Origin of the sequence: Bartonella taylorii, from assembly GCF_023920105.1 — a bacterium.
Classification (GTDB): domain Bacteria; phylum Pseudomonadota; class Alphaproteobacteria; order Rhizobiales; family Rhizobiaceae; genus Bartonella; species Bartonella taylorii.
Genome location: NZ_CP083693.1, coordinates 1478901 through 1499356 on the forward strand (window position 1 = coordinate 1478901; position 20456 = coordinate 1499356).

Here is a 20456-nt window from a genome sequence, read left to right on the forward strand (position 1 = left end):
AAAGATTTTCATTAATCTCAACCGCAGAAAAGAATATAACAACGGTATGGTTTAGACCATACCGTTATAATTTATAGTCCACGTTTTTTAATCATTGCCTCCGGTGAAGGCAGTCGCCCCCGAAAAGCTTTATAAAGCTCCTCTGGATCACAACTTCCTCCAGCCGAGTAAATAAAACGTTTCAACCTATCAGCAAGCTTTGAATTAAAAACATCACCCGTTTCTTCAAAAGCCTGAAAAGCATCAGCATCAAGTACTTCCGACCACATATAAGAATAGTAACCAGCGGCATAACCATCTCCTGAAAATATATGCGTAAAATGCGGAGGACGATGACGCATAATAATTGTATCAGGCATTTGTAACTTTTCTAATTCTTGACGCTCAAACATTGTTGGATCAGTTATCTTTTCGCCTTGATGAAAAGCCATATCCACTAAGGCTGATGAGGTAAATTCAACGGCAGAAAAACCAGCATTAAATGTCTGTGCTGATAAAACTTTATCCATCAATGTTTGTGGCATAGGAAGCCCTGTTTTTATATGCGTAGCATAAGATTTTAAAACCTCTGGTACAGTTAACCAATGTTCGTAAAGTTGAGAAGGAAGTTCAACAAAATCCCGCGAAACCGATGTTCCCGCTACAGATGGCCATGTTACATCAGAAAGTAAACCATGCAACGCATGTCCAAATTCGTGAAAAAGTGTGCGCGCATCATCAAGTGATAAAAGGGCAATTTCTCCTTTGGGTGGCTTAGCAAAATTACAAACATTATAGATAATAGGCTTTTGTCCGCAATCCAGTTTATGTTGTGACTGCAAACTACTCATCCACGCCCCAGACCGTTTTGATGAACGCGCAAAATAATCACCAATAAAATGTCCAAGCAGACTTCCATCAGATTTTCTTACTTCCCACAAACGCGCATCAGGATGCCAAATTGTAATAGCATTTTTTTCTTCAAATGTAATGCCAAAGAGTTTTTCTGCCACTCCAAAAGCCGCTTCAATCATGCGATCAAGCTGAAAATAATATTTAATTTCAGAGCTATCGAAAGAAAATTTTTCAGCGCGAAGTTTTTCAGCGTAATAACGCCAATCCCAAGCTTTTAAAGTTTCATTGCTTCCATGATTGTTCGCAAAGTTTTGCAATTCAATCTGTTCGCTAGAAGCCTTAGCTCTTGCCCTTTCCCATACAGGTGTAAGCAAATTCATAACCGCATTAACACTTTTAGCCATGGTATTATCAAGTTTTAAATCTGCAAAAGATTTATACCCCAATAATTTAGCCTTCTCATCTCTAAGTGCAACAATCTCTAAAATAATCGCTCGATTATCATTCTCGTTATTATTTTCACCACGTTTAGACCAAGCTTGGAATGCTACTTCACGCAAATCACGACGATGAGAGAATTTCAAAAAAGGATCAACAACTGAGCGTGCTAATGTTAAGGCATAAGCTCCTTCATTTCCTTTTTCGCATGCCATTTCTTTCATTGAAGCAATGAGATCATCAGGCAAACCAGATAAATCTGTTTGTTCTAAAAACAAAACCCATTCAGCTTCATCTTTTAAGACGTGCTGACCAAAAGTAGCATTTAAAAAAGCAAGCTTTTCATTAATTTCAACAAGTCGTTTTTTACCTTTTTCATCAAGTTTTGCACCGTTACAAACAAACTTTTTCCACCATAATTCAAGTACACGTGTCGTTTCACTATCATACATACCTTGCTGCGACTGTTTATAAAGCACATCTATTTTTGCAAATATCCGTGTATCCATCATAATTTTTGAAGAATAATGAGAAAGTTTTACAACAAAGTCTTGCTCTAACTGCTGAATCAATGCGTTACTATGAGCACTTGTGCGCAAGAAGAATATTGAACATACACGATCAAGCGCTTTGCCACAAAGCTCAAAATGTTGCAAAAAATTCTCAAGCGTTGGTGCTTCTCGCTCCATTGCTATCATCTCTATTTCTTTTTCTGCTTCTTGAAGTGCCTGTTCAAAAGCGGGAGAGAAATCTTCATCACTTATTGACGAAAAATCAGGAAGCCCTGAAAATCCCTTCCAATCTAGCACTGCTACTTTTGTCATAATACTCTCTATCTCCAATTATAAATAAAAGTGTAACAATTACCTTTACGACACAAAATAATACACTAAAATCATTTAGTGTGTTTCAAAAGTCCCTTTCAGACCTCTATTTTGGCAGAAAAAATAAGAATCCTTACGTACTTGATTAAGGAAATTGTTTATAACCTGCAATCTATCATTAACTTTATTTCAAATATTAACAATTGGAAGTATAGTTTAAGGAGCATTTTTTTAAATCTTCCATAACTTTTGTTTTATCCTATCCATGATCTGAATTTATAATTCTCCAATCTTTCAGAAGGTACTTTATCATGACTGAAATTAAAACGACCTTCGACTTCACAAATTCTTCTCCAGAAGCTCTTGCCGAAGAATTAAAGAATTATCATTTTGCTGACTCGATTGATATCATCAATGATCTCGATATCATGGAACGTGTAGCTATTCTTAGCCTTTTGCCTCTTGAGTATGTCATTGAACTCTTTGACAAGCCCGAACTTGAACAACCTGCAGCTATTCTCGAACTTCTCCCTGTAAATCGTTCCATTGAAATTCTTGATGGCATGTCTGCTGATGCTGCTGCTGATGTCTTTCAGGAAATGGATAAAGAAACCCGCACGCAACTTTATGCATTGCTCAAACCCTTAACGCGTGCTGAACTAAAAAAACTTACCAGTTACCCTGATCATACAGCAGGTGCACTGATGACAACAGAATTTATAGCTGTCCCAGCAAACTGGACCGTAAAAAAAACTCTGGATCATATTCGGGATGTTGAACGAACACGTGAAACAGTTTATACAAGCTATGTTATTGACCCCAAAACAAGCACTCTTCTCAAGGCGGTTTCACTGCGTAACCTTATCCTTGCCTCTCCTGATGATCAAATTCTAAACGTCTCTACACATGACACACCCATTACAATATCGCCCTTTACACATCATGAAGACATCGCTCGTCTTTTTCAGCGTCATGATCTTCTCTCTGTACCAGTTATCGATGACTGTAACCATGTTATTGGTATTGTGACGGTTGACGACGTACTTGATACAATGGTTGATGAAATGAGTGAAGATGCCTACAAATTTGGAGGTATGGAGGCTCTTGATAAACCCTATATGCAAATCAACTTTTTAGGGATGATGAAAAAACGTGGTGGTTGGCTTGCTTTACTTTTCCTTGGCGAAATGTTGACAGCCAGTGCTATGCAATATTTCGAAACAGAGCTTGAAAAAGTCATCACTCTCACACTATTTATTCCTCTTATCATGAGCTCGGGAGGAAACTCCGGTTCGCAAGCAACATCCCTCATTATTCGCGCACTAGCATTACGTGAACTCACACTCAAAGACTGGTGGAAAATTATCCTCCGTGAAATTCCAGCAGGGATATCTCTTGGCCTTTTACTCGGAGTTATTGGAATGATGCGTATTGCTATTTGGCAAGAACTCGGTATTTACAACTATGGTGAACATTGGATTTTCATTGCCATAACAGTAGGCACAGCTTTAGTTGGAATTGTTACATTTGGTTCCTTGTCTGGTTCCATGCTTCCTTTTATTCTGAAACGTCTTGGATTTGATCCAGCAAGTGCTTCAGCTCCCCTTGTCGCAACTTTAGTGGATGTCATGGGAATTATTATCTACTTTTCTGTAGCTTCCCTTATCTTGTCTGGCACTCTACTCTAACATGGCAAGCAAAAAACGCATCTCATGCATCTAAAATCTTTTTATGTAAACAACTGTTGAACAGCACATTAATTTCTTAAAAACACAAAATAGCATCACACATCTTAAAGAAAACCCTGTGATATTGTTATAGTGCATTCTTTTAGGAGCTCTTAATTATGAATAAACAAAAGCTGTTCTTAGCATACCTATATCAGCAGTTTTAGAAAAAATTTCATATACGTTAATGCACTATTTACATACGAAAACAATAACTATATCATTATAAATCAATACATTATCAACACGAAGCTACATTAAATTTCGATATTGATATAGGTAAGGTGCACACTTTGACTATAAGAGAACAAATTTTATTAGTGGTTTTCTTCGTGCATATCTCATATAAAGTGCTCACATACTCAAAAGTTTTTAAGAAAACTTTTCCAAGCCAATAGAATATCAAAAGCCTTTGCAAACACTTTGCCATAAAAATATTTCCTCCTCTTCCAAAATTATAAAAAAACATGTAAAAGATTTTGTAGTAGTAAGGTAAAGACCGCAGAGGCGTTACCTCAAGTGAAATCTCATTAAAGAAAAGAAGAAAATTTATGCAATTGCGTAATATCGCTATCATTGCCCACGTTGATCATGGCAAAACAACACTCGTAGATGAGCTTCTCAAACAATCAGGGAACTTTCGCGATAATCAGCGTACCAGTGAGCGTATGATGGATTCAAACGACATTGAAAAAGAACGCGGAATTACAATTCTAGCAAAAGTGACGTCCGTTGTTTGGCAAGGTACCCGAATTAACATTGTTGATACACCGGGGCACGCCGATTTTGGTGGAGAAGTTGAACGTATTTTAAATATGGTCGATGGAGCAATTGTGCTTGTTGATGCAGCTGAAGGCCCCATGCCACAAACAAAATTTGTCGTTGGGAAAGCCTTAAAAGTAGGATTACGCCCAATTGTTGCTGTCAATAAGATTGACCGAGCTGATGCGCGTGCTGATGAAGTTATCAATGAAGTTTTTGACCTTTTTGCGGCTCTTGATGCAACCGATGAACAGCTTGATTTTCCTATTCTTTATGGATCAGGCCGTGATGGATGGATGGCTGAAACCTCTGAGGGGCCAAAAGATCAAGGGCTAAGCCCTCTATTTGACCTTATAATCCGCCATGTCCCTTCTCCTAGTATAGCAGAAGGACCATTTCGTATGATCGGAACTATTCTTGAAGCAGATCCATTTTTGGGACGAATTATTACTGGGCGCATTCATTCGGGCTCTATAAAATCCAATCAAAGTGTTAAAGTTCTTGGACAAGATGGAAAACTTTTAGAAACTGGGCGTATTTCAAAAATTTTGGCATTTCGTGGGCTAGAACGGCAACCCATTGAAGAAAGTATTGCTGGTGATATCGTAGCAATTGCAGGTCTACAGAAAGGTACCGTTGCTGATACTTTCTGTGACCCTGCTGTCAATGAACCCCTCACTGCTCAACCAATTGACCCTCCTACTGTTACTATGAGTTTTCTTGTCAATGATAGTCCCCTTGCAGGAACTGAAGGCGATAAAGTAACAAGTCGTGTCATCCGTGATCGTTTATTAAAAGAAGCAGAAGGTAATGTAGCCCTTAAAATTGAAGAATCAGCCGATAAAGATTCTTTCTACGTTTCAGGGCGAGGGGAATTGCAACTTGCAGTTCTCATTGAAAATATGCGTCGTGAAGGATTTGAACTTAGTGTTTCACGTCCACGTGTCGTTATGCAAAAAGATGAAAACGGAACAACTCTTGAACCAATCGAGGAAGTTGTTATCGATGTTGATGAGGAATATTCCGGAACTGTCGTTCAAAAAATGTCCGAACGTAAGGCTGAAATGGTTGAGCTGCGTCCTTCTGGGGGTAATCGTGTCCGCCTTGTCTTTTACGCACCAACGCGAGGTCTTATCGGCTACCAATCAGAGCTTTTGACGGATACACGTGGTACAGCAATTATGAATCGTCTCTTCCACGCCTATGAACCTTATAAAGGAGATATTGGTGGTCGTGTGAATGGTGTTATGATCTCAAATGATAGCGGTGAATCTGTCGCTTACGCTCTTTTTAATCTCGAAGACCGTGGACCTATGATCATCGATGCTGGCGTTAAAGTCTATCAAGGTATGATTATTGGTATACACTCACGTGATAATGACTTGGAAGTGAATGTTTTAAAAGGAAAAAAACTGACCAATATGCGCGCTTCTGGAAAAGATGAAGCCGTAAAATTAACCCCTCCACTTAAAATGACATTAGAACGTGCCCTATCGTGGATACAAGATGATGAACTTGTAGAAGTAACTCCTAAAAATATTCGTCTGCGCAAACTCTATCTGGACCCCAATGAACGCAAACGTTTTGAAAAAACACGTGCATCAACTTCAAGCTAATTTTGTGACTTACTCGGTCGAATGTTTTATTGTACTTAGCGTCACCACACTCCAGAAAGGATATTTACATGAATATTAAAGAAATCCCCGTTGGTAAAAATCCACCAGAAGATATCAATGTCATTGTAGAAGTTTCTCTTGGTGGTCAACCAATAAAATATGAAATGGATAAAAAATCAGAAGCGTTATTTGTTGATCGTTTTCTTCATACATCAATGGTTTATCCCGGAAATTACGGTTTTGTCCCACATACTCTTTCAGATGATGGTGATCCCATTGATGTTCTTATCTGTAATACCCGTCCACTTATTCCTGGTTGTGTGATTAATGTTTGTCCCATCGGGGCTCTAATTATGGAAGATGATGGTGGTAAAGACGAAAAAATTATTGCTGTCCCTACTCCCAAATTAACAAAACGCTATATCAATATTCATGACTATACAGATCTTCCTGAAATTACACTAAAGCAAATTGCGCATTTTTTCGAACATTACAAAGACCTTGAACCTGGGAAATGGGCCAAAATTGAAGGATGGCGTGATAAAAGTTTTGCCCGTGAACTGATTATGCGAGCTATTGAGCGCAATAAAGAAATATAATTCTTTCAAAAAATAAAGCCCATTTTGAATGGGCTTTTACTTTGAGGTATATTCTTCTAAAGATTGCCATATTTGCTTTAGCTCTTCCAAATATGTTGAAAAGTAAAGCTGTTTGTAGCGAGATGTTGTACCACTTTTCAGAGAAATACAAGAGGATGGAATTTTCCATTGCTTCGCTAGAAATTTAATGAGAGCTCTATTTGCCTTTCCATCTTCAGGAACAGCACGAAGGCGTACAACTAAATATTGCTTTCCATTATCCCTGCTTTCAACCCCCATAATTCTATCAACGGAAGCTTTAGGAATGAGATATACAAACAAACTCAAACCATTCGAATCAAATTGGTGAAACATCTTCATACGTCTCATACGAGATTTCTATAGACACATATTTGCATAAACGCGCCACATAAATGTACGAATAAAATAAATAATTATGAAAACTACAACAGGTGAAATATCAATTGTTCCAAGATTTGGCAAAATCTGCCGAATACAACTGAGAACGGGTTCCGTAAGGCGATATAAAAAGTTTCTTATCAAAACAACAAAGCGATTGCGCGCATTTATGATATTAAATATATAAAGCCAAGAAAAAATGACACTTGCGATTAAAATATCAATATAAATATCGAAAACGAGATCAATCACTTTAAGCAATGTATAAACCATGCTTTATCCCTCTTTCAATCCAAGAAATAGAAAATCGTATATAGAGTTTTTATTAAAATAAGTCTGTTTTTCGAACAATGTTTATACTTAAACGTTCATTTTTTCATAAATAAAAAATCCAAACGTCTAAATTCTTCACCTTTATACCATCACGATGACAAACCTAATTAAAAATATCGCATATCGAAATAAAATAGTTGGCCAAAACAATAGCAACGGCGAATAACCCGAGGACTAAAAAAACTCTGAATATCCATTATACAACAATCTCGTCATTCCAACCGTAAGTACGAGACAAAAAATACTTAAACTAAAAACGGCCTTTAAAGGCCGCCTTTGTTGTATTTTTAGATTATTTTTGCAAAGCAGTCAAACGGTTAAGAGCATTGCTAAAACCATTCAACTGAACGAATAAATCATTCAAAGGTGGTTCACCTGGAGCAGCAATCGTCATAGCCAACTTTAAATGCTTTCCAGCACGTAAAGCTGCCACGTGATTTTTATCAAATACTATTGGAACAATACAACCTGCTGGTACACACGTCCGAATACCCGTTTCGATAGCAGCCTTCCCTTCATCAACTTGTAAACGAACAGGTTTAGAGACCAAAATGCCAAAAGGAACCGTTAAATTACCAGATACAATACCATCAGCATTGAGAATAACATTCATAGCCACAACGACACGACCCTGATCATTTACCTCTTGACGGTGCATAAAACAAACTTTTTTTCCCTCTTGTATACCACAGTTAATAGTCCACAAGCCGTAAGTTTCAGTCAAAGAAGAAGCACCATTTGGCAATGTAGCTGCTGCATCTTTCGTTTCAGCAGACTTTGAACCTGAAGCAAATGCTACAGAAGAAATACTCAAAAGAGTAAAAACCATAAGTAAATTAAATAACTTTTTCATCTTATATTCCAGTTCTTTACATAAAAGAAAAACATGTTTATTATCTTTTAATGATTATACATAATATAAAGCACCCTAATAAAAAAAGAGCTTTCTATAATTATATAGCCTTTATAATCTTTTAAGGCTACCTCGAAATTCATCGACAACTTTCATATAAACATGCTTTTTAAAAGAAATTACAATTGAAGGAAGAGTTTCCAGATCAGCCCATTTCCACTGATCAAATTCTGCTTTATTACCATCTGGCGGGGGATTAATGGTGATTTCAGAAAGATCCCCCGTAAACTGAAAAGCAAACCATTTTTGTATTTGACCACGATACTTATTGTTCAACGTACACCCAACAAGTTCTTGTGGAAAATCATACTGGAACCAATTCTGTGCTTCTTTAATCAATTTTACAGATCTGATGCCCGTTTCTTCATAAAGTTCACGACATGCCGCCTCTAATGGCTCCTCGTTTTCATCGATTCCTCCTTGAGGGAGTTGCCAACGATGAGACATGTCGGTATCAGCATGAGCTGACGTCATTAAACGGCGCCCAATCCAAACTTTACCTGCACGATTAAATACAACAATCCCAACACATTTCCGATAAGGAAGAGCTGTCAAATCAACCACCGCATCCATTCAATTATTCACCAAAAGCATAAGCTGCATCCATTCTTTCTCACTTTAAAATATCCTTATTGGGATCTGGTGGAAATGCTGCATGTGCCATTTCACCGCGTAACAGCTTATAAGCCTCACGCAATTGAACATCATCCTTAGGGTCTTGCGGAACAAAAGCAGCCGAGCCAGACCCCTTATTATTTTCTCGCTTCCCTTTTATATGCCCTTTCAATGCAGATTCACCAATTTTTACATCATAGCCTTTATATTTTTCAGGTAGTGGTTGCTCTACAATAATATCAGGTGTAATCCCAGTTCCTTGAATTGAAGTACCTGACGGCGTGTAATAAAGTGCTGTCGTTAAGCGTAAAGCACCATTTTCACCCAAAGGAATGATCGTTTGAACAGATCCCTTACCAAAAGATTGCGTACCTAAAATTGTAGCACGACGATGATCTTGTAATGCACCTGCAACAATTTCAGAAGCACTTGCCGAACCGCCATTAATGAGTACAATAAGAGGTTTTTCATTGATGATATCCCCTGGCTTAGCATCAAATCTTGTCACATCACTCTTTTTACGCCCGCGAGTCGATACAATCTCACCTTTATTGAGAAAGGCGCTCGAAACACTAACGGCTTGATCTAAAAGACCACCAGGATTAAGTCGCAAATCAAGAACATACCCCTTCAACTTATCTTGAGGAATTTTAGACTGAATATCTTTAATTGCAGCCTGAAGATTGCCAAAAGTCTGCTCAGAAAACTGAATGAGTCTTAAATATCCAATATCACCCTCAACGCGATATTTCACTGCCTTCACTTTGATGATATCACGAACAACCTTAATTTCCAGCGGCTTATCAACACCAGAACGAATAATTGTCAACGTAATTGGTGTTCCAGGAGCACCCCGCATTTTATTAACAGCTTCATTCAATGTTTGACCATTGGTCTGTACACCATCAATTTTTGAAATGAGATCCCCTGCCAAAATACCTGCTTTTGAAGCAGGTGTATCATCCATTGGGGACACAACTTTGATTAAGCCTTTCTCCATAGTAACTTCAATACCGAGCCCTCCGAATTCTCCTTTTGTAGAATCCCGCATCTCCTTGGCTTCTTCAGCGTTCATATAAGATGAATGAGGATCAAGAGATGTTAGCATCCCATTGATAGCATTTTCAATAAGCTTTTTATTATCTGGAACCGTCACGTATTGCATACGTACGCGTTCAAAGATATCGCCAAATATGGCCAGCTCTTTATACGCATCACCTTCATTATTGGCAGCAACAGACTGCACCATAATCATTGAACTGGCGCCGAGCAATACCCCAGCGACCAAAAGAATAATTTTACGAATCATTTTGGTTCCTTCTTATTTTTCAGTCTGCCACCAAGGAGTTGGATTCACAGGCTTCCCCTGCTTTCTAAACTCAATGTAAAGCATCGGAGTCGTTTTGCCTATATCCAATGCAACACTGTTCGCAATAAATTGCATCCCCATCGTTCCAAGAGGTTCACCTGCAAGAACAAACTGTCCTTGAGTGACGTTGATTCTCGACATCCCAATAAGAACGATATGATAACCATTTCCAACATTAAGAATGATCAATTGTCCATAAGAACGAAATGGTCCAGCAAAAGCAACAAGAGCATCAGCAGGTGATATAACAACAGCTGCTGCTTCTGTTTCAATCATTTCACCAAAGCGTGTAATCTGCGAACTACTATTCATGTGTTGAATTTTTTTTCCCGCAACAGGAAAAAGTAAAGAGCCTTTTCGGCTTTCAAAATTGGCTTGCTCTAACAATTGTAAATTTTTCTGTACCTGTACTGAGACATCAGAACTAAGTTTTGATTGACGGTCAAGCTCTAAAATCAATTCCTCCAAAGACTGCGCTTTTTTAGCGAGAATAATGTTTTTTTGTTGCTGCTCTGTAAGTTCTTCTTCTGACTTTTTTTGTAATTTGGCTTTTTCATCTAATAAAAGCTCTAAACGCTTTTGCTGCTCTACTTGATTTTGCATTTTAGTCTTTAGTGCTGCATATTCTGTGGTAATTGAATGACGCAAATTAGTCAACTCCTTGAGGCTTGCTGTTAAAACCTGTATTTTTTTTTGCATTTGAGATACAATAGCCCCTAATAAAACAGAACTCCGGACAGAAGCTAATGCATCCTCAGTCCGCACCATAAGAGCAGGAGGTGGATTTAACCCCATACGTTCTAAGAGTGCAAGGACTTCTGCAAATTCAGCGCGATTATTTTTTAAACTTTGATAAATTTGTGCCTGTTTCTCTATCATTTTTTTAAGCTTTTCCTCCCTTTCAACAATATCATTTGTTGCTGCGCGTTCTGCTTTAGCAGCTTTTATAAGTGCATCACTCAAAGCACGTTGATCATTTTTTAAACGCTCAACTTGACGCGTAAGAAAAATAACACGCTCACGTGAGAGTGAAATATTTTGGCGAATTTCTACCAACGCTTTATGTGCTGCTTCTACACTGCTTACTGTATCTTCAGCATGGGATACAGAAAAGCAAAAAAATATACTCAAAAACAGTACTATAAATATCACGCATTCCTCATATAAACATTGCATCTTTTTATGAAGAAGCTTTTTCATTGCCCAACCATTAAGCATCATCACATAAATCAGCGATGCTTTAAACGATGCCAGCTAAAACAATATTAATAAATACATAAATAAGTGCTAAAAATTGCACAAAAATATTAAAAACGATGATACGGATGATTGCTCGCAATTGTTACAGCACGATAAAGCTGTTCTGTAAGAAGTATACGCGCAATTTGATGCGGCCATGTCATAAAACCAAAAGACAAAAGAAAATCAGCACGATTTCTTATCTGTTCATTATGCCCATCAGGTCCTCCCAACGCAATTATGAGATCACGAATACCTTCATCACGATAAAACTCCAATTTTTCAGTAAAAGCAGATGATGAAATCGTCTCTCCGCGCTCATCCAACACAATTAATCGACACTTTTCAGGCAAAAACTCGATAAGCTTTCTTCCTTCTTCTTCCATACGCTGACATGCTGTTTGTGCACGGCTTTCTGATATTTCCTGTAGTTTTTTAAAATGAAATCCCACAGCTCCAGAACTTTTAGAAAAACGATCCAAATAATGGTCAACCAATTTGTGCTCTGCCCCTTTCTTCATGCGACCAACAGCAAAAATAGAAATTTGCATGTTAATGATCTCCAAAAAGAACCGATTTTATATTGTTTAACTCTGGTACAAGCCACATTTTTTCTAAATTGTAAAAGAGACGAATTTCCGGACGAAAAATATGAACAATAATATCACCTGTATCAATCAATACCCAATCACCTCCAGCAAGCCCTTCTACATTTGCAAAGCCGTACCCATTGTCTTTCCAAGCACATAACAAATGGTCAGCAACAGCAGATACATGACGTTGTGAATTTGCTGAAGTTATGACCATGTAATCAGCTAAGGACGATCTACCCTGAATATCAATGGAGACGATGTCTTCTGCCTTTGTATCCTCTAAACTTTTGAGAATAATTTTAAGACCATCGCTGACAGAAAAGATTTTTTTGTCTGCCGAAGATGTCATACTGTAAGAGTGTTTCTGTAAAATGTTTTCCAGACCAATATCCTTTCTTATCATTTGGAACATAGAAAAAAGAGAAGCAGAATCTTATAAAATGTTCAAGAAAAATCATTCTCCTTTAAACGAAGATTCGTTGAAGACTGAAAAGATAAAGGTCCATGTAAATAAGTCCAAGCCGGTGGTTTCATAAAAGGTAATCGTATGCTTTCTCTCTCATCTAAACGAAAAGAACGGTAAACATGAGCCATAGGTGAAGAGAGTGCTGACGTATGCATAAAAGGACGATCAATAATCGCGATAGGAAGCATAGATATGATATCATGCCATCGATACCAATGGTGAATCGATGCAAAACTATCTGCGCCTATAACCCACACAAAACGTACCCCTCGGTAATGCGCAAGAATATGAGAAACCGTATCTACTGATACTTTACTACCTATAGCCTGCTCAAAACCTGTTACGCGGATCTTCGGATGATCAATGAGTTCAACACTTAGTCCCATTCTCTCCTCTAAAGATAATAAGTTTGTACAATCTTTTAAGGGATTTTTTGGCGTTACCATCCACCATAATTGGTCAAGACGTAAACGCCGAATTGCAATTTTTGCGACAAGAAGATGTCCAGCATGCGGTGGATTAAAAGATCCACCAAAAAGGCCCACAACATTGGACCTTTCAACATGCGGCATGCGATTTTTCCAAGGAAGAAATGGATTTTTCAAGGCCTAACCTGTCCACTTCCTTTAACATGATACTGAAATGACGTCAGCTGTTCAACACCTATGGGACCACGCGCATGAATTTTTCCTGTTGCGATACCAATTTCCGCCCCAAAACCAAACTCACCTCCATCAGCAAATTGTGTAGATGCGTTATGAAGCAAAATAGCCGAATCTAAACGATTAAAAAAGTTCTTTACCACCCTCATATCCTCAGCAATAATCGATTCCGTATGTCCTGATGAATAACGCTGAATGTGCGCAATAGCTCCTTCAATACCTTCTACTGTTTTAACAGAAAGAATTGCATCAAGATATTCGTGTGACCAATCCTCTTCGCAGGCTAATTTGACATCTGGCATAAGAAAAACAATATCCTCTGTTGCACGAATTTCACATCCCTTCTCCTGTAAAGCGGTCAGAACAGGAAGAAACTTTCTTAATGCATGGCGGTCAATGAGAACTGTCTCAACAGCACCACATATACCTGTCCGCCGCAACTTTGCATTTACAACAATATTACGGGCCATATCTAAATCTGCCGACTGATCAATATAAATATGACAGAGCCCCTCTAAATGCGCAAAAGTCGGAACACGTGCATCAGACTGAACACGTGCAACAAGGCTTTTCCCACCACGAGGTATAATAACATCAATCATACCGTCCAGTCCCTTGAGCATTTCTCCAACAGCATCACGATCTGTTGTTCCAACCATTTGAATGGCATCTTTAGGAAAACCAGCTTCCTCCAATCCTCTCACTAATGCCGAATGAAGTGCATGGGAAGAATGAAAACTATCCGAACCACCACGTAAAATTGCAGCATTTCCTGCTTTCAAACATAAAGCGCTTGTATCAATTGTAACATTTGGTCGACTCTCATAAATAATGCCAATCACCCCAAGGGGTGTACGGACACGACTAATATGGAGCCCATTTGGGCGTGTCCATTCACTCATAACTTGTCCAACAGGATCAGGTAAATATGCAATCTGGCGAACACTCTCTATGATTGCACGTAAACGCAATTCATCTAACTTGAGCCGATCAACTATTGCTGCCTTCAAATTATTCTGAGCAGCATCCGCTAAATCCTGACGATTAGCCCGTAAAATTTCAGCTGACTGAGCCTCTAGATTTAAAGCTATCATTTCTAATGCTTTGTTCTTTTGTTCAGAAGACATAACCGCCAATACAGTGGCGGCATGGCGTGCTTTTCGCCCCATGTTTTTCATCTGTTCTTCTAAAGCCATAATATCATCCATTCTGCTAAAACGATCAATAAGATAAAAGATAACTTTTTTAAGCAGAATCGGTCAAGCAGCGTAAAACCATATCATTACGATGCACCATAGCAGAGCATGCTTCATATCCAAGGATAGTTTCAATTTCCTCGCTTTTGCACCCCATAATGCGTACAGCTTCATCCTTGCCATAACTCACAAGTCCACGAGCAATTTCAATTCCATTTGCATCAATGATTGCAACCGTATCTCCGCGATGAAATCTCCCCTCAACCGCAACAACTCCTGCAGCTAATAATGATTTTCCAGATTCAAGAGCTTTAACCGCTCCCTGATCAATGGTCAAAATGCCAGATGGATCTAAATGACCAGAAATCCATGTTTTCCAAGCATTAACGGGCTTTTCACTGGCAGCAAAAAAACTTCTACGTTCTCCTCTATCAATTGCTGCAAGAGGATTCATACGTTTACCTGAAGTAATAACCATCGCCGTTCCAGCGGAATTCGCTATTTTCCCAGCATCAAGCTTGGTTTTCATTCCTCCACGAGAAAACTCTGAAGCAGCAACATCAGCCATTTTTTCTATATCACTCGTAATTGATGCAATAAAGGGTATAAATTCAGCCGTTGGATCACGATGAGGAGATTTCGTATACAGACCATCAATATCTGATAAAAGTATCAAAAGATCTGAACCCATCATCGTTGCCACACGTGCCGCTAAACGATCATTATCACCATAACGAATTTCGCTTGTTGCGACAGTATCATTTTCATTGATAACAGGCACCGCTCCAAAACGTAAAAGCACATTAATCGTAGCACGTGCATTAAGATAACGTCGTCGCTCTTCCGTATCGAAGAGAGTGAGCAAAATTTGACCCGTTTTTAATCCATATTGAGCAAGCGCATCTCTATATGTTTTTGCTAATTCAATTTGCCCCAAAGCTGCACATGCTTGACTCTCTTCTAATTTCAAAGCTCTCTTAGGAAGCTGTAGCAATGTTCTTCCTAAAGCAATAGCGCCTGAAGATACTAATAAAACCTCAACACCTTGTTGGCGCAAATTAGCAACATCACTTATCAAGCTTTTAAGCCATTCAGCGCGTAAACCTGTCTGAGGATCAACCAAAAGTGCAGATCCAACTTTAACTACAACGCGTTTATAATGCGCAAGCTTTTGCAATTCAACAGTCATCTTAATCAACCCTGATATCGTCGCCAGCATCTTCTTTACGTGCCATTTCAATAATATGCGCCCCAGCACGTAGCACATTTTCTAAACCTTCACGACTGACCGCAGAAAACATCATCACAGATTTATCCGTTACTCTTTGCAAAACTTCTTGTTTAGCGTTACGCTCCTCAATAGTGAGAGTATCTATTTGACTCAAAGCTACAATTTCAGTTTTATCACTCAAATTGTTCCCGTATGCTTCTAGTTCATTACGCACAACTTTATATGCTTTTGCCACATCTTCTTCTTGAGCAGAAATCAAATGAAATAAAACACGACAACGTTCTACATGCCCTAAAAAACGGTCTCCAATCCCCACACCTTCATGTGCTCCTTCAATCAAACCAGGAATATCAGCTAAAACAAATTCACGAGCATCAATACGTGCAACACCAAGATGAGGATGGATAGTAGTAAAAGGATAATCTGCAACTTTTGGTTTTGCAGCTGTCACGGAAGCTAAAAAAGTTGACTTTCCAGCATTTGGCAAACCAATAAGTCCCGCATCAGCAATTAACTTCAAACGAAGCCACAATGTTCGCTCTTCTCCAGCTAAACCAGGATTTGCGCGACGAGGTGCCCGATTCGTAGACGTTGTAAAATGAAGATTCCCAAAACCGCCATTTCCTCCTTTTGCAAGACGGTAACGCTGTCCAACCTCAATTAAATCACAGATTAACGTTGCATTATCTTCTTCAAAAATTTGCGTCCCAACCGGTACTTTAAGGATGACATCATCACCCTTTTCACCCGTCATATTACGCCCCTTACCATGCCCCCCTGTTTTTGCTCTAAAATGCTGCTGGTAGCGATAATCGATCAGCGTATTGAGCCCATCAACAACAAGAGCCCAAACATCACCACCTCGTCCTCCATTCCCTCCATCAGGGCCTCCAAATTCGATGAATTTTTCACGACGAAATGATACTGCCCCTGCCCCTCCATTACCAGAACGAATATAAACTTTAGCTTGATCAAGAAATTTCATTAGAAATGCTCACTGAGGAATCAATCCCCTTAACCTCTACAGGCAATGCAATAATTTTACCAGTTTTTCATCATTTATAAAAGAAAAACTATAAACAATATCACTGACAACTTTTTGAGAATATCCTCACATTTAAATATGCAAGTATACTTAAGCCTTTTGAAAAGAAGAAACTATTATTATCCTTTTATTTTTCCTTTAAATTCGAGTGCTAAAAGGTAAAGCTCTACTGATTCTGCTCTACTTGCGGGGGGTTTAACGTGATAAACTGTTTTAAAATTCTGTTTTAATGTCGTGAGCAGGGTGTTTTCTGCTCCACCTTGAAAGGCTTTTGCTAAAAAATGCCCTCTAGGCTTGAGAACTGAAAGAGCAAAATCAGCAGCAACTTCACATAAATGAACCGTTCTTAAATGATCTGTCTGGCGATGTCCTGTTGTTGGTGCGGCCATATCAGAAAGGACTACATCCGGCTTCGTTCCTAAAGCATCAATTAATTTCTGTGGTGCATCTGCATGCAAAAAATCCATTTCCAGCATCACAATCCCAGGCAACGGGTCAATAGGCAAATAATCAATACCAACCACGCTAGGCTTTTCATTACTGGATCCTACTAGACGCCCAACAACCTGACACCACCCCCCCGGCGCCGCTCCCAAATCAATAACCTTTTGTCCTTTTTTGAGAAATTTATAGCGCTCATTAATTTCGATAAGTTTATAGGCAGAACGCGAACGATAACCATCTATTTTCGACTGATGGACATATGGATCATTTAGATGTCGCTCTAACCATCGCCGTGATGACGCTTTAATAGTTCCTGCCTTTTTCTTCACGCGTTGATATAATTCATGCGATCCCGACCCCCCATATCCACCCGTCGGTGTTTTTGTCATTTTTTTCATAGTTGTTCATTGTCTCCATACTCTGATAGCTGCTAACGTTTTATACCTCTTCTTTTCCTATGGCGACACCATACACCATCACGCAACATAAGCTCTATCAAAATTCCTTCTCTCAATCCACGATCAGCAACTCTTAATCGTTTACTGGGCCAAACTTCTCGAATAACATCTAAAATTGCACATCCGGCTAACACTAAATCTGCTCTCTCTCGCCCAATACAAGGATTACTTACTCGTTTTCTCATGTCCCATGACAATAAACGTTTCATCATAAGAGTAATGTCTGCATCATTCATCCAAATGCCATCAACACGTCTTCGATCATAACGTTCTAAATTAAGGTACATTCCTGCTAAAGTCGTAATCGTGCCAGAGGTTCCCAAAAGATGAAATTTTGAACTTTGCGCTAAAGCTCCTAATTTGTATCGATCTGAAAAATTATTTAAAAGACCTCGCACGTAACTTTTCATTTTTTCAAAATCGTCTAAACTAACATCATTTCCTCCAAAACGTTCAGCAAGCGTAACAACACCAACAGGAAGAGAAGTCCAAGCCGCAATCTGTTCGGCTAAACGAAAAGAACGCTTTTGTGAAACATCAAGAAGAACAATTTCCGATGACCCTCCTCCGATATCAAAAAGCACAATTGCATCAGTATTTGGCTCAACAAGCGTACCACATCCTGAAACAGCAAAACGGGCTTCTGTTTCCCGATCAATAATTTCCAATTTAAGGCCAGTTTCATCCAAAACACGTTGAATAAAATGTCTACCATTTTCCGCCGAACGACAAGCTTCCGTTGCAATTAAACGATATCGTTTAATACGCCTTTGTTTTAACTTTAAATGACAAATTTTTAATGCTTCAATCGCACGATCCATAGCTCGTATATTAAGGAAGCCGTTATTTACTAGACCTTCTCCCAATCGTACAATACGCGAAAAGGCATCAACAACACGAAAATACCCAGGTTTAGTGGGAGATGCAATAAGAAGGCGACAATTATTCGTCCCCAAATCAAGTGCCGCATAAAGAGGCGAAGATTCTAATTGAGAGACTCGTGGAAGAAAATATGTTTTTGGGCTTTTTGTTTTTTTTACACCTAAAATTGCTCGCCCTTGGAGTTCAAGAGCTGTATCTGATTGAATAAGTACCTGTTTCTGTTTCCAACGCCTTTTTCGCTGTTGTTTCTTTATATCAACAGAAATAGAGTGCGTCCCCATCTGTAACAATGCAGAATGATTATTTTGATTGCACCCACGTTGCCCATATAATTGCCTTGCTCTGGTATCATACGCACTTGCTCGCTTTGATTCTTTTGAACCATAATCTAACGGGGTCATTCTTCCTTATCCTTTAAGCGTTTTCCCCCAATAAACAAACACGAGAACTCTTCTGCTCAATTAATAAAGTAACAATGCAGCATTAAATGACAAATAACAAGAAAACATTCCCTATTTTTCTATTATCAAATTTTTTACACTAGCATCATTCAGGTTTTTGAATAATCTTGTAATTGTTTCCACAAAATCGTGCTTCTCTTTATGAACTTGAAAACATAAATAATCGTTTACATTCATTTTTCTAACTTTCTAGCTTCTCTTTTTATAGTTTGTATAGAATGCACCTCTATTGTAAAAGGGTTAATTTATACTGCTAGAGAGTTTTTCGAAATATAATTTCTCTTTGTATTCACGGGATAACAGCGTTATAATTGCGTTTTATAGAATGACTGAGTACTTATGCCACCACCATCAAAATAACTTCAATACTTCAATGGGGAGTTATTAATGTCAAAGAAGGCCATTCTACAAATCTATAAGAAGCTTTCAAAGAAAATAAATTAATCCTCTCCTTGTCTGAGAGAAAGCCGTATTTCTACTATTTTTAACTGATTACTCTCAGTGATTTTTTACTGTTAACAATTAATATAACGCACTCTATAAAATCTGTTAAAAAACTCACTACTGATTTTCTATTATATATAGAAACAGCTTATTATGATTTTACATTTGTAAATAAAGCCTTGTTTGAATAAATCATCTATATAATATATTGTATAAGACTTCTTATTCATTGCCTCTTCATTTAGATCTGAAAATACAATGCAAAAATTTATGAAAAAATTTCTACTAAAGCTTTGCTATACAGTCTACCGTTGTAAAGAATTAAGTGCTGCACTTAACCCTTTAAATGGTACAATAAAAGAAAATATCTTTCCCTCTTTAACCTTATAGGAAATACGTACTTTTTTGTTTTGCTCTATTTGTTTACTAAGAACTGCTCCTACAGGCGATTGAGCCAAACAGACCGTTTCATTGCACTGCGTATAATGAATGAGGAGAGGTTTTTTAACGCCTTCCAAAAACATTTGAAGTGGAACATTTGTATCAGTATTTGGCAATGTGCGAAAGAGCATTATTGCTTGACCATTTTTCGTAGAAACAAGAGACCAACTAAAAATAGTATTATCCTCCTGATCATGAACAGTCTGAGTCACATTACATATACCTTGCTTAAGCTTTTGTTTTTCATCCTCTTTTTCATCGCAAATCAAAGTCCAATGATAAAATTGCATAATGATCCGACGTGTTTCACCACGTTCCCCCTTAGGAATAGATAAATGCGGTGGTTGCACCGTATAAATACTACTGTTCTCATTGGCAAGGCTTTCACCCTTGCCTATTAAAGCTAGGGCAAACAAAATTACCAAAATATTTTTCTTTTTTACAATGATATTAGTTTTTTTCATT

19 protein-coding genes are annotated in these 20456 nt (G+C 38.3%); 3 read left to right on the forward strand and 16 right to left on the reverse strand.

Annotated features, from left to right (window positions below):
* Nucleotides 1-71: 71 nt before the first annotated feature.
* Nucleotides 72-2096, reverse strand: a complete 2025-nt coding sequence (locus tag LBE40_RS06495; protein WP_004858515.1) for a M3 family metallopeptidase — start codon at nt 2094-2096, stop codon at nt 72-74.
* A gap of 311 nt (nt 2097-2407) precedes the next feature.
* Between LBE40_RS06495 and mgtE the strand changes: the two genes are divergently transcribed.
* The 3 genes from mgtE to ppa all read left to right on the forward strand — a co-directional run bounded on the left by mgtE (nt 2408) and on the right by ppa (nt 6800).
* A complete protein-coding gene (gene mgtE / locus LBE40_RS06500) occupies nt 2408-3784 on the forward strand; it encodes a magnesium transporter (RefSeq protein ID WP_004858512.1) in 1377 nt (458 codons plus the stop codon).
* A gap of 590 nt (nt 3785-4374) precedes the next feature.
* Nucleotides 4375-6201 (forward strand): translational GTPase TypA, encoded by a 1827-nt coding sequence (gene typA / locus LBE40_RS06505; RefSeq protein WP_004858510.1) that lies wholly within the window; start codon nt 4375-4377, stop codon nt 6199-6201.
* A 68-nt stretch (nt 6202-6269) separates the two neighbouring features.
* Nucleotides 6270-6800: an inorganic diphosphatase gene (gene ppa, locus LBE40_RS06510; protein WP_004858507.1), complete on the forward strand. Its 531-nt coding sequence runs from the start codon at nt 6270-6272 to the stop codon at nt 6798-6800.
* Nucleotides 6801-6836: 36 nt separating this feature from the next.
* Here the strand turns inward: ppa and LBE40_RS06515 are convergent, their stop codons facing one another.
* The 15 genes from LBE40_RS06515 to LBE40_RS06585 all read right to left on the reverse strand — a co-directional run bounded on the left by LBE40_RS06515 (nt 6837) and on the right by LBE40_RS06585 (nt 20455).
* Nucleotides 6837-7154 (reverse strand): DUF167 domain-containing protein, encoded by a 318-nt coding sequence (locus LBE40_RS06515; protein ID WP_004858505.1) that lies wholly within the window; start codon nt 7152-7154, stop codon nt 6837-6839.
* A 24-nt stretch (nt 7155-7178) separates the two neighbouring features.
* A complete protein-coding gene (locus LBE40_RS06520; RefSeq protein WP_004858504.1) occupies nt 7179-7472 on the reverse strand; it encodes a YggT family protein in 294 nt (97 codons plus the stop codon).
* Nucleotides 7473-7824: 352 nt separating this feature from the next.
* Complete coding sequence (locus LBE40_RS06525; RefSeq protein WP_004858501.1) at nt 7825-8385, reverse strand: invasion associated locus B family protein; 561 nt, start codon at nt 8383-8385, stop codon at nt 7825-7827.
* Nucleotides 8386-8496: 111 nt separating this feature from the next.
* Nucleotides 8497-9018 carry an RNA pyrophosphohydrolase gene (locus LBE40_RS06530; protein WP_004858500.1) on the reverse strand — a complete coding sequence of 174 codons (522 nt, stop codon included), beginning with the start codon at nt 9016-9018 and terminating at the stop codon, nt 8497-8499.
* Nucleotides 9019-9058: 40 nt separating this feature from the next.
* The gene (locus LBE40_RS06535) at nt 9059-10369 is read right to left on the reverse strand and encodes a S41 family peptidase (RefSeq protein ID WP_004858497.1); all 1311 of its coding nucleotides are present in this window, start codon (nt 10367-10369) and stop codon (nt 9059-9061) included.
* Between the two features lie 12 nt (nt 10370-10381).
* Nucleotides 10382-11560 (reverse strand): murein hydrolase activator EnvC family protein, encoded by a 1179-nt coding sequence (locus tag LBE40_RS06540; protein ID WP_244548700.1) that lies wholly within the window; start codon nt 11558-11560, stop codon nt 10382-10384.
* A gap of 176 nt (nt 11561-11736) precedes the next feature.
* Nucleotides 11737-12219 carry a 23S rRNA (pseudouridine(1915)-N(3))-methyltransferase RlmH gene (rlmH, locus tag LBE40_RS06545; protein WP_004858491.1) on the reverse strand — a complete coding sequence of 161 codons (483 nt, stop codon included), beginning with the start codon at nt 12217-12219 and terminating at the stop codon, nt 11737-11739.
* A gap of 1 nt (nt 12220) precedes the next feature.
* Entirely contained in the window at nt 12221-12664 is a 444-nt protein-coding gene (gene rsfS / locus LBE40_RS06550) for a ribosome silencing factor (RefSeq protein ID WP_040296864.1), read from the reverse strand.
* Nucleotides 12665-12705: 41 nt separating this feature from the next.
* Nucleotides 12706-13299 (reverse strand): nicotinate-nucleotide adenylyltransferase, encoded by a 594-nt coding sequence (locus LBE40_RS06555; protein ID WP_004858487.1) that lies wholly within the window; start codon nt 13297-13299, stop codon nt 12706-12708.
* A 29-nt stretch (nt 13300-13328) separates the two neighbouring features.
* A complete protein-coding gene (locus LBE40_RS06560) occupies nt 13329-14585 on the reverse strand; it encodes a glutamate-5-semialdehyde dehydrogenase (protein ID WP_004858484.1) in 1257 nt (418 codons plus the stop codon).
* Between the two features lie 49 nt (nt 14586-14634).
* A complete protein-coding gene (proB, locus tag LBE40_RS06565; protein ID WP_004858482.1) occupies nt 14635-15774 on the reverse strand; it encodes a glutamate 5-kinase in 1140 nt (379 codons plus the stop codon).
* 1 nt (nt 15775) lies between these two features.
* Complete coding sequence (gene obgE / locus LBE40_RS06570) at nt 15776-16801, reverse strand: GTPase ObgE (protein WP_004858481.1); 1026 nt, start codon at nt 16799-16801, stop codon at nt 15776-15778.
* Between the two features lie 179 nt (nt 16802-16980).
* Nucleotides 16981-17703: an RlmE family RNA methyltransferase gene (locus LBE40_RS06575; RefSeq protein ID WP_004858478.1), complete on the reverse strand. Its 723-nt coding sequence runs from the start codon at nt 17701-17703 to the stop codon at nt 16981-16983.
* Between the two features lie 32 nt (nt 17704-17735).
* The gene (locus LBE40_RS06580; RefSeq protein ID WP_004858475.1) at nt 17736-19046 is read right to left on the reverse strand and encodes a Ppx/GppA phosphatase family protein; all 1311 of its coding nucleotides are present in this window, start codon (nt 19044-19046) and stop codon (nt 17736-17738) included.
* A gap of 809 nt (nt 19047-19855) precedes the next feature.
* Nucleotides 19856-20455, reverse strand: a complete 600-nt coding sequence (locus tag LBE40_RS06585) for an invasion associated locus B family protein (protein WP_004858471.1) — start codon at nt 20453-20455, stop codon at nt 19856-19858.
* Nucleotide 20456 lies beyond the last annotated feature (1 nt).

Coding starts and splice junctions, on each gene's coding strand:
- LBE40_RS06495 (WP_004858515.1), bottom strand. CDS start 2,096: ATGACAAAAGTAGCAGTGCTAGATTGGAAGGGATTTTCAGGGCTTCCT.
- mgtE (WP_004858512.1), top strand. CDS start 2,408: ATGACTGAAATTAAAACGACCTTCGACTTCACAAATTCTTCTCCAGAA.
- typA (WP_004858510.1), top strand. CDS start 4,375: ATGCAATTGCGTAATATCGCTATCATTGCCCACGTTGATCATGGCAAA.
- ppa (WP_004858507.1), top strand. CDS start 6,270: ATGAATATTAAAGAAATCCCCGTTGGTAAAAATCCACCAGAAGATATC.
- LBE40_RS06515 (WP_004858505.1), bottom strand. CDS start 7,154: ATGTTTCACCAATTTGATTCGAATGGTTTGAGTTTGTTTGTATATCTC.
- LBE40_RS06520 (WP_004858504.1), bottom strand. CDS start 7,472: ATGGTTTATACATTGCTTAAAGTGATTGATCTCGTTTTCGATATTTAT.
- LBE40_RS06525 (WP_004858501.1), bottom strand. CDS start 8,385: ATGAAAAAGTTATTTAATTTACTTATGGTTTTTACTCTTTTGAGTATT.
- LBE40_RS06530 (WP_004858500.1), bottom strand. CDS start 9,018: ATGGATGCGGTGGTTGATTTGACAGCTCTTCCTTATCGGAAATGTGTT.
- LBE40_RS06535 (WP_004858497.1), bottom strand. CDS start 10,369: ATGATTCGTAAAATTATTCTTTTGGTCGCTGGGGTATTGCTCGGCGCC.
- rlmH (WP_004858491.1), bottom strand. CDS start 12,219: ATGCAAATTTCTATTTTTGCTGTTGGTCGCATGAAGAAAGGGGCAGAG.
- rsfS (WP_040296864.1), bottom strand. CDS start 12,664: ATGATAAGAAAGGATATTGGTCTGGAAAACATTTTACAGAAACACTCT.
- LBE40_RS06555 (WP_004858487.1), bottom strand. CDS start 13,299: ATGCCGCATGTTGAAAGGTCCAATGTTGTGGGCCTTTTTGGTGGATCT.
- LBE40_RS06560 (WP_004858484.1), bottom strand. CDS start 14,585: ATGGCTTTAGAAGAACAGATGAAAAACATGGGGCGAAAAGCACGCCAT.
- proB (WP_004858482.1), bottom strand. CDS start 15,774: ATGACTGTTGAATTGCAAAAGCTTGCGCATTATAAACGCGTTGTAGTT.
- obgE (WP_004858481.1), bottom strand. CDS start 16,801: ATGAAATTTCTTGATCAAGCTAAAGTTTATATTCGTTCTGGTAATGGA.
- LBE40_RS06575 (WP_004858478.1), bottom strand. CDS start 17,703: ATGAAAAAAATGACAAAAACACCGACGGGTGGATATGGGGGGTCGGGA.
- LBE40_RS06580 (WP_004858475.1), bottom strand. CDS start 19,046: ATGACCCCGTTAGATTATGGTTCAAAAGAATCAAAGCGAGCAAGTGCG.
- LBE40_RS06585 (WP_004858471.1), bottom strand. CDS start 20,455: ATGAAAAAAACTAATATCATTGTAAAAAAGAAAAATATTTTGGTAATT.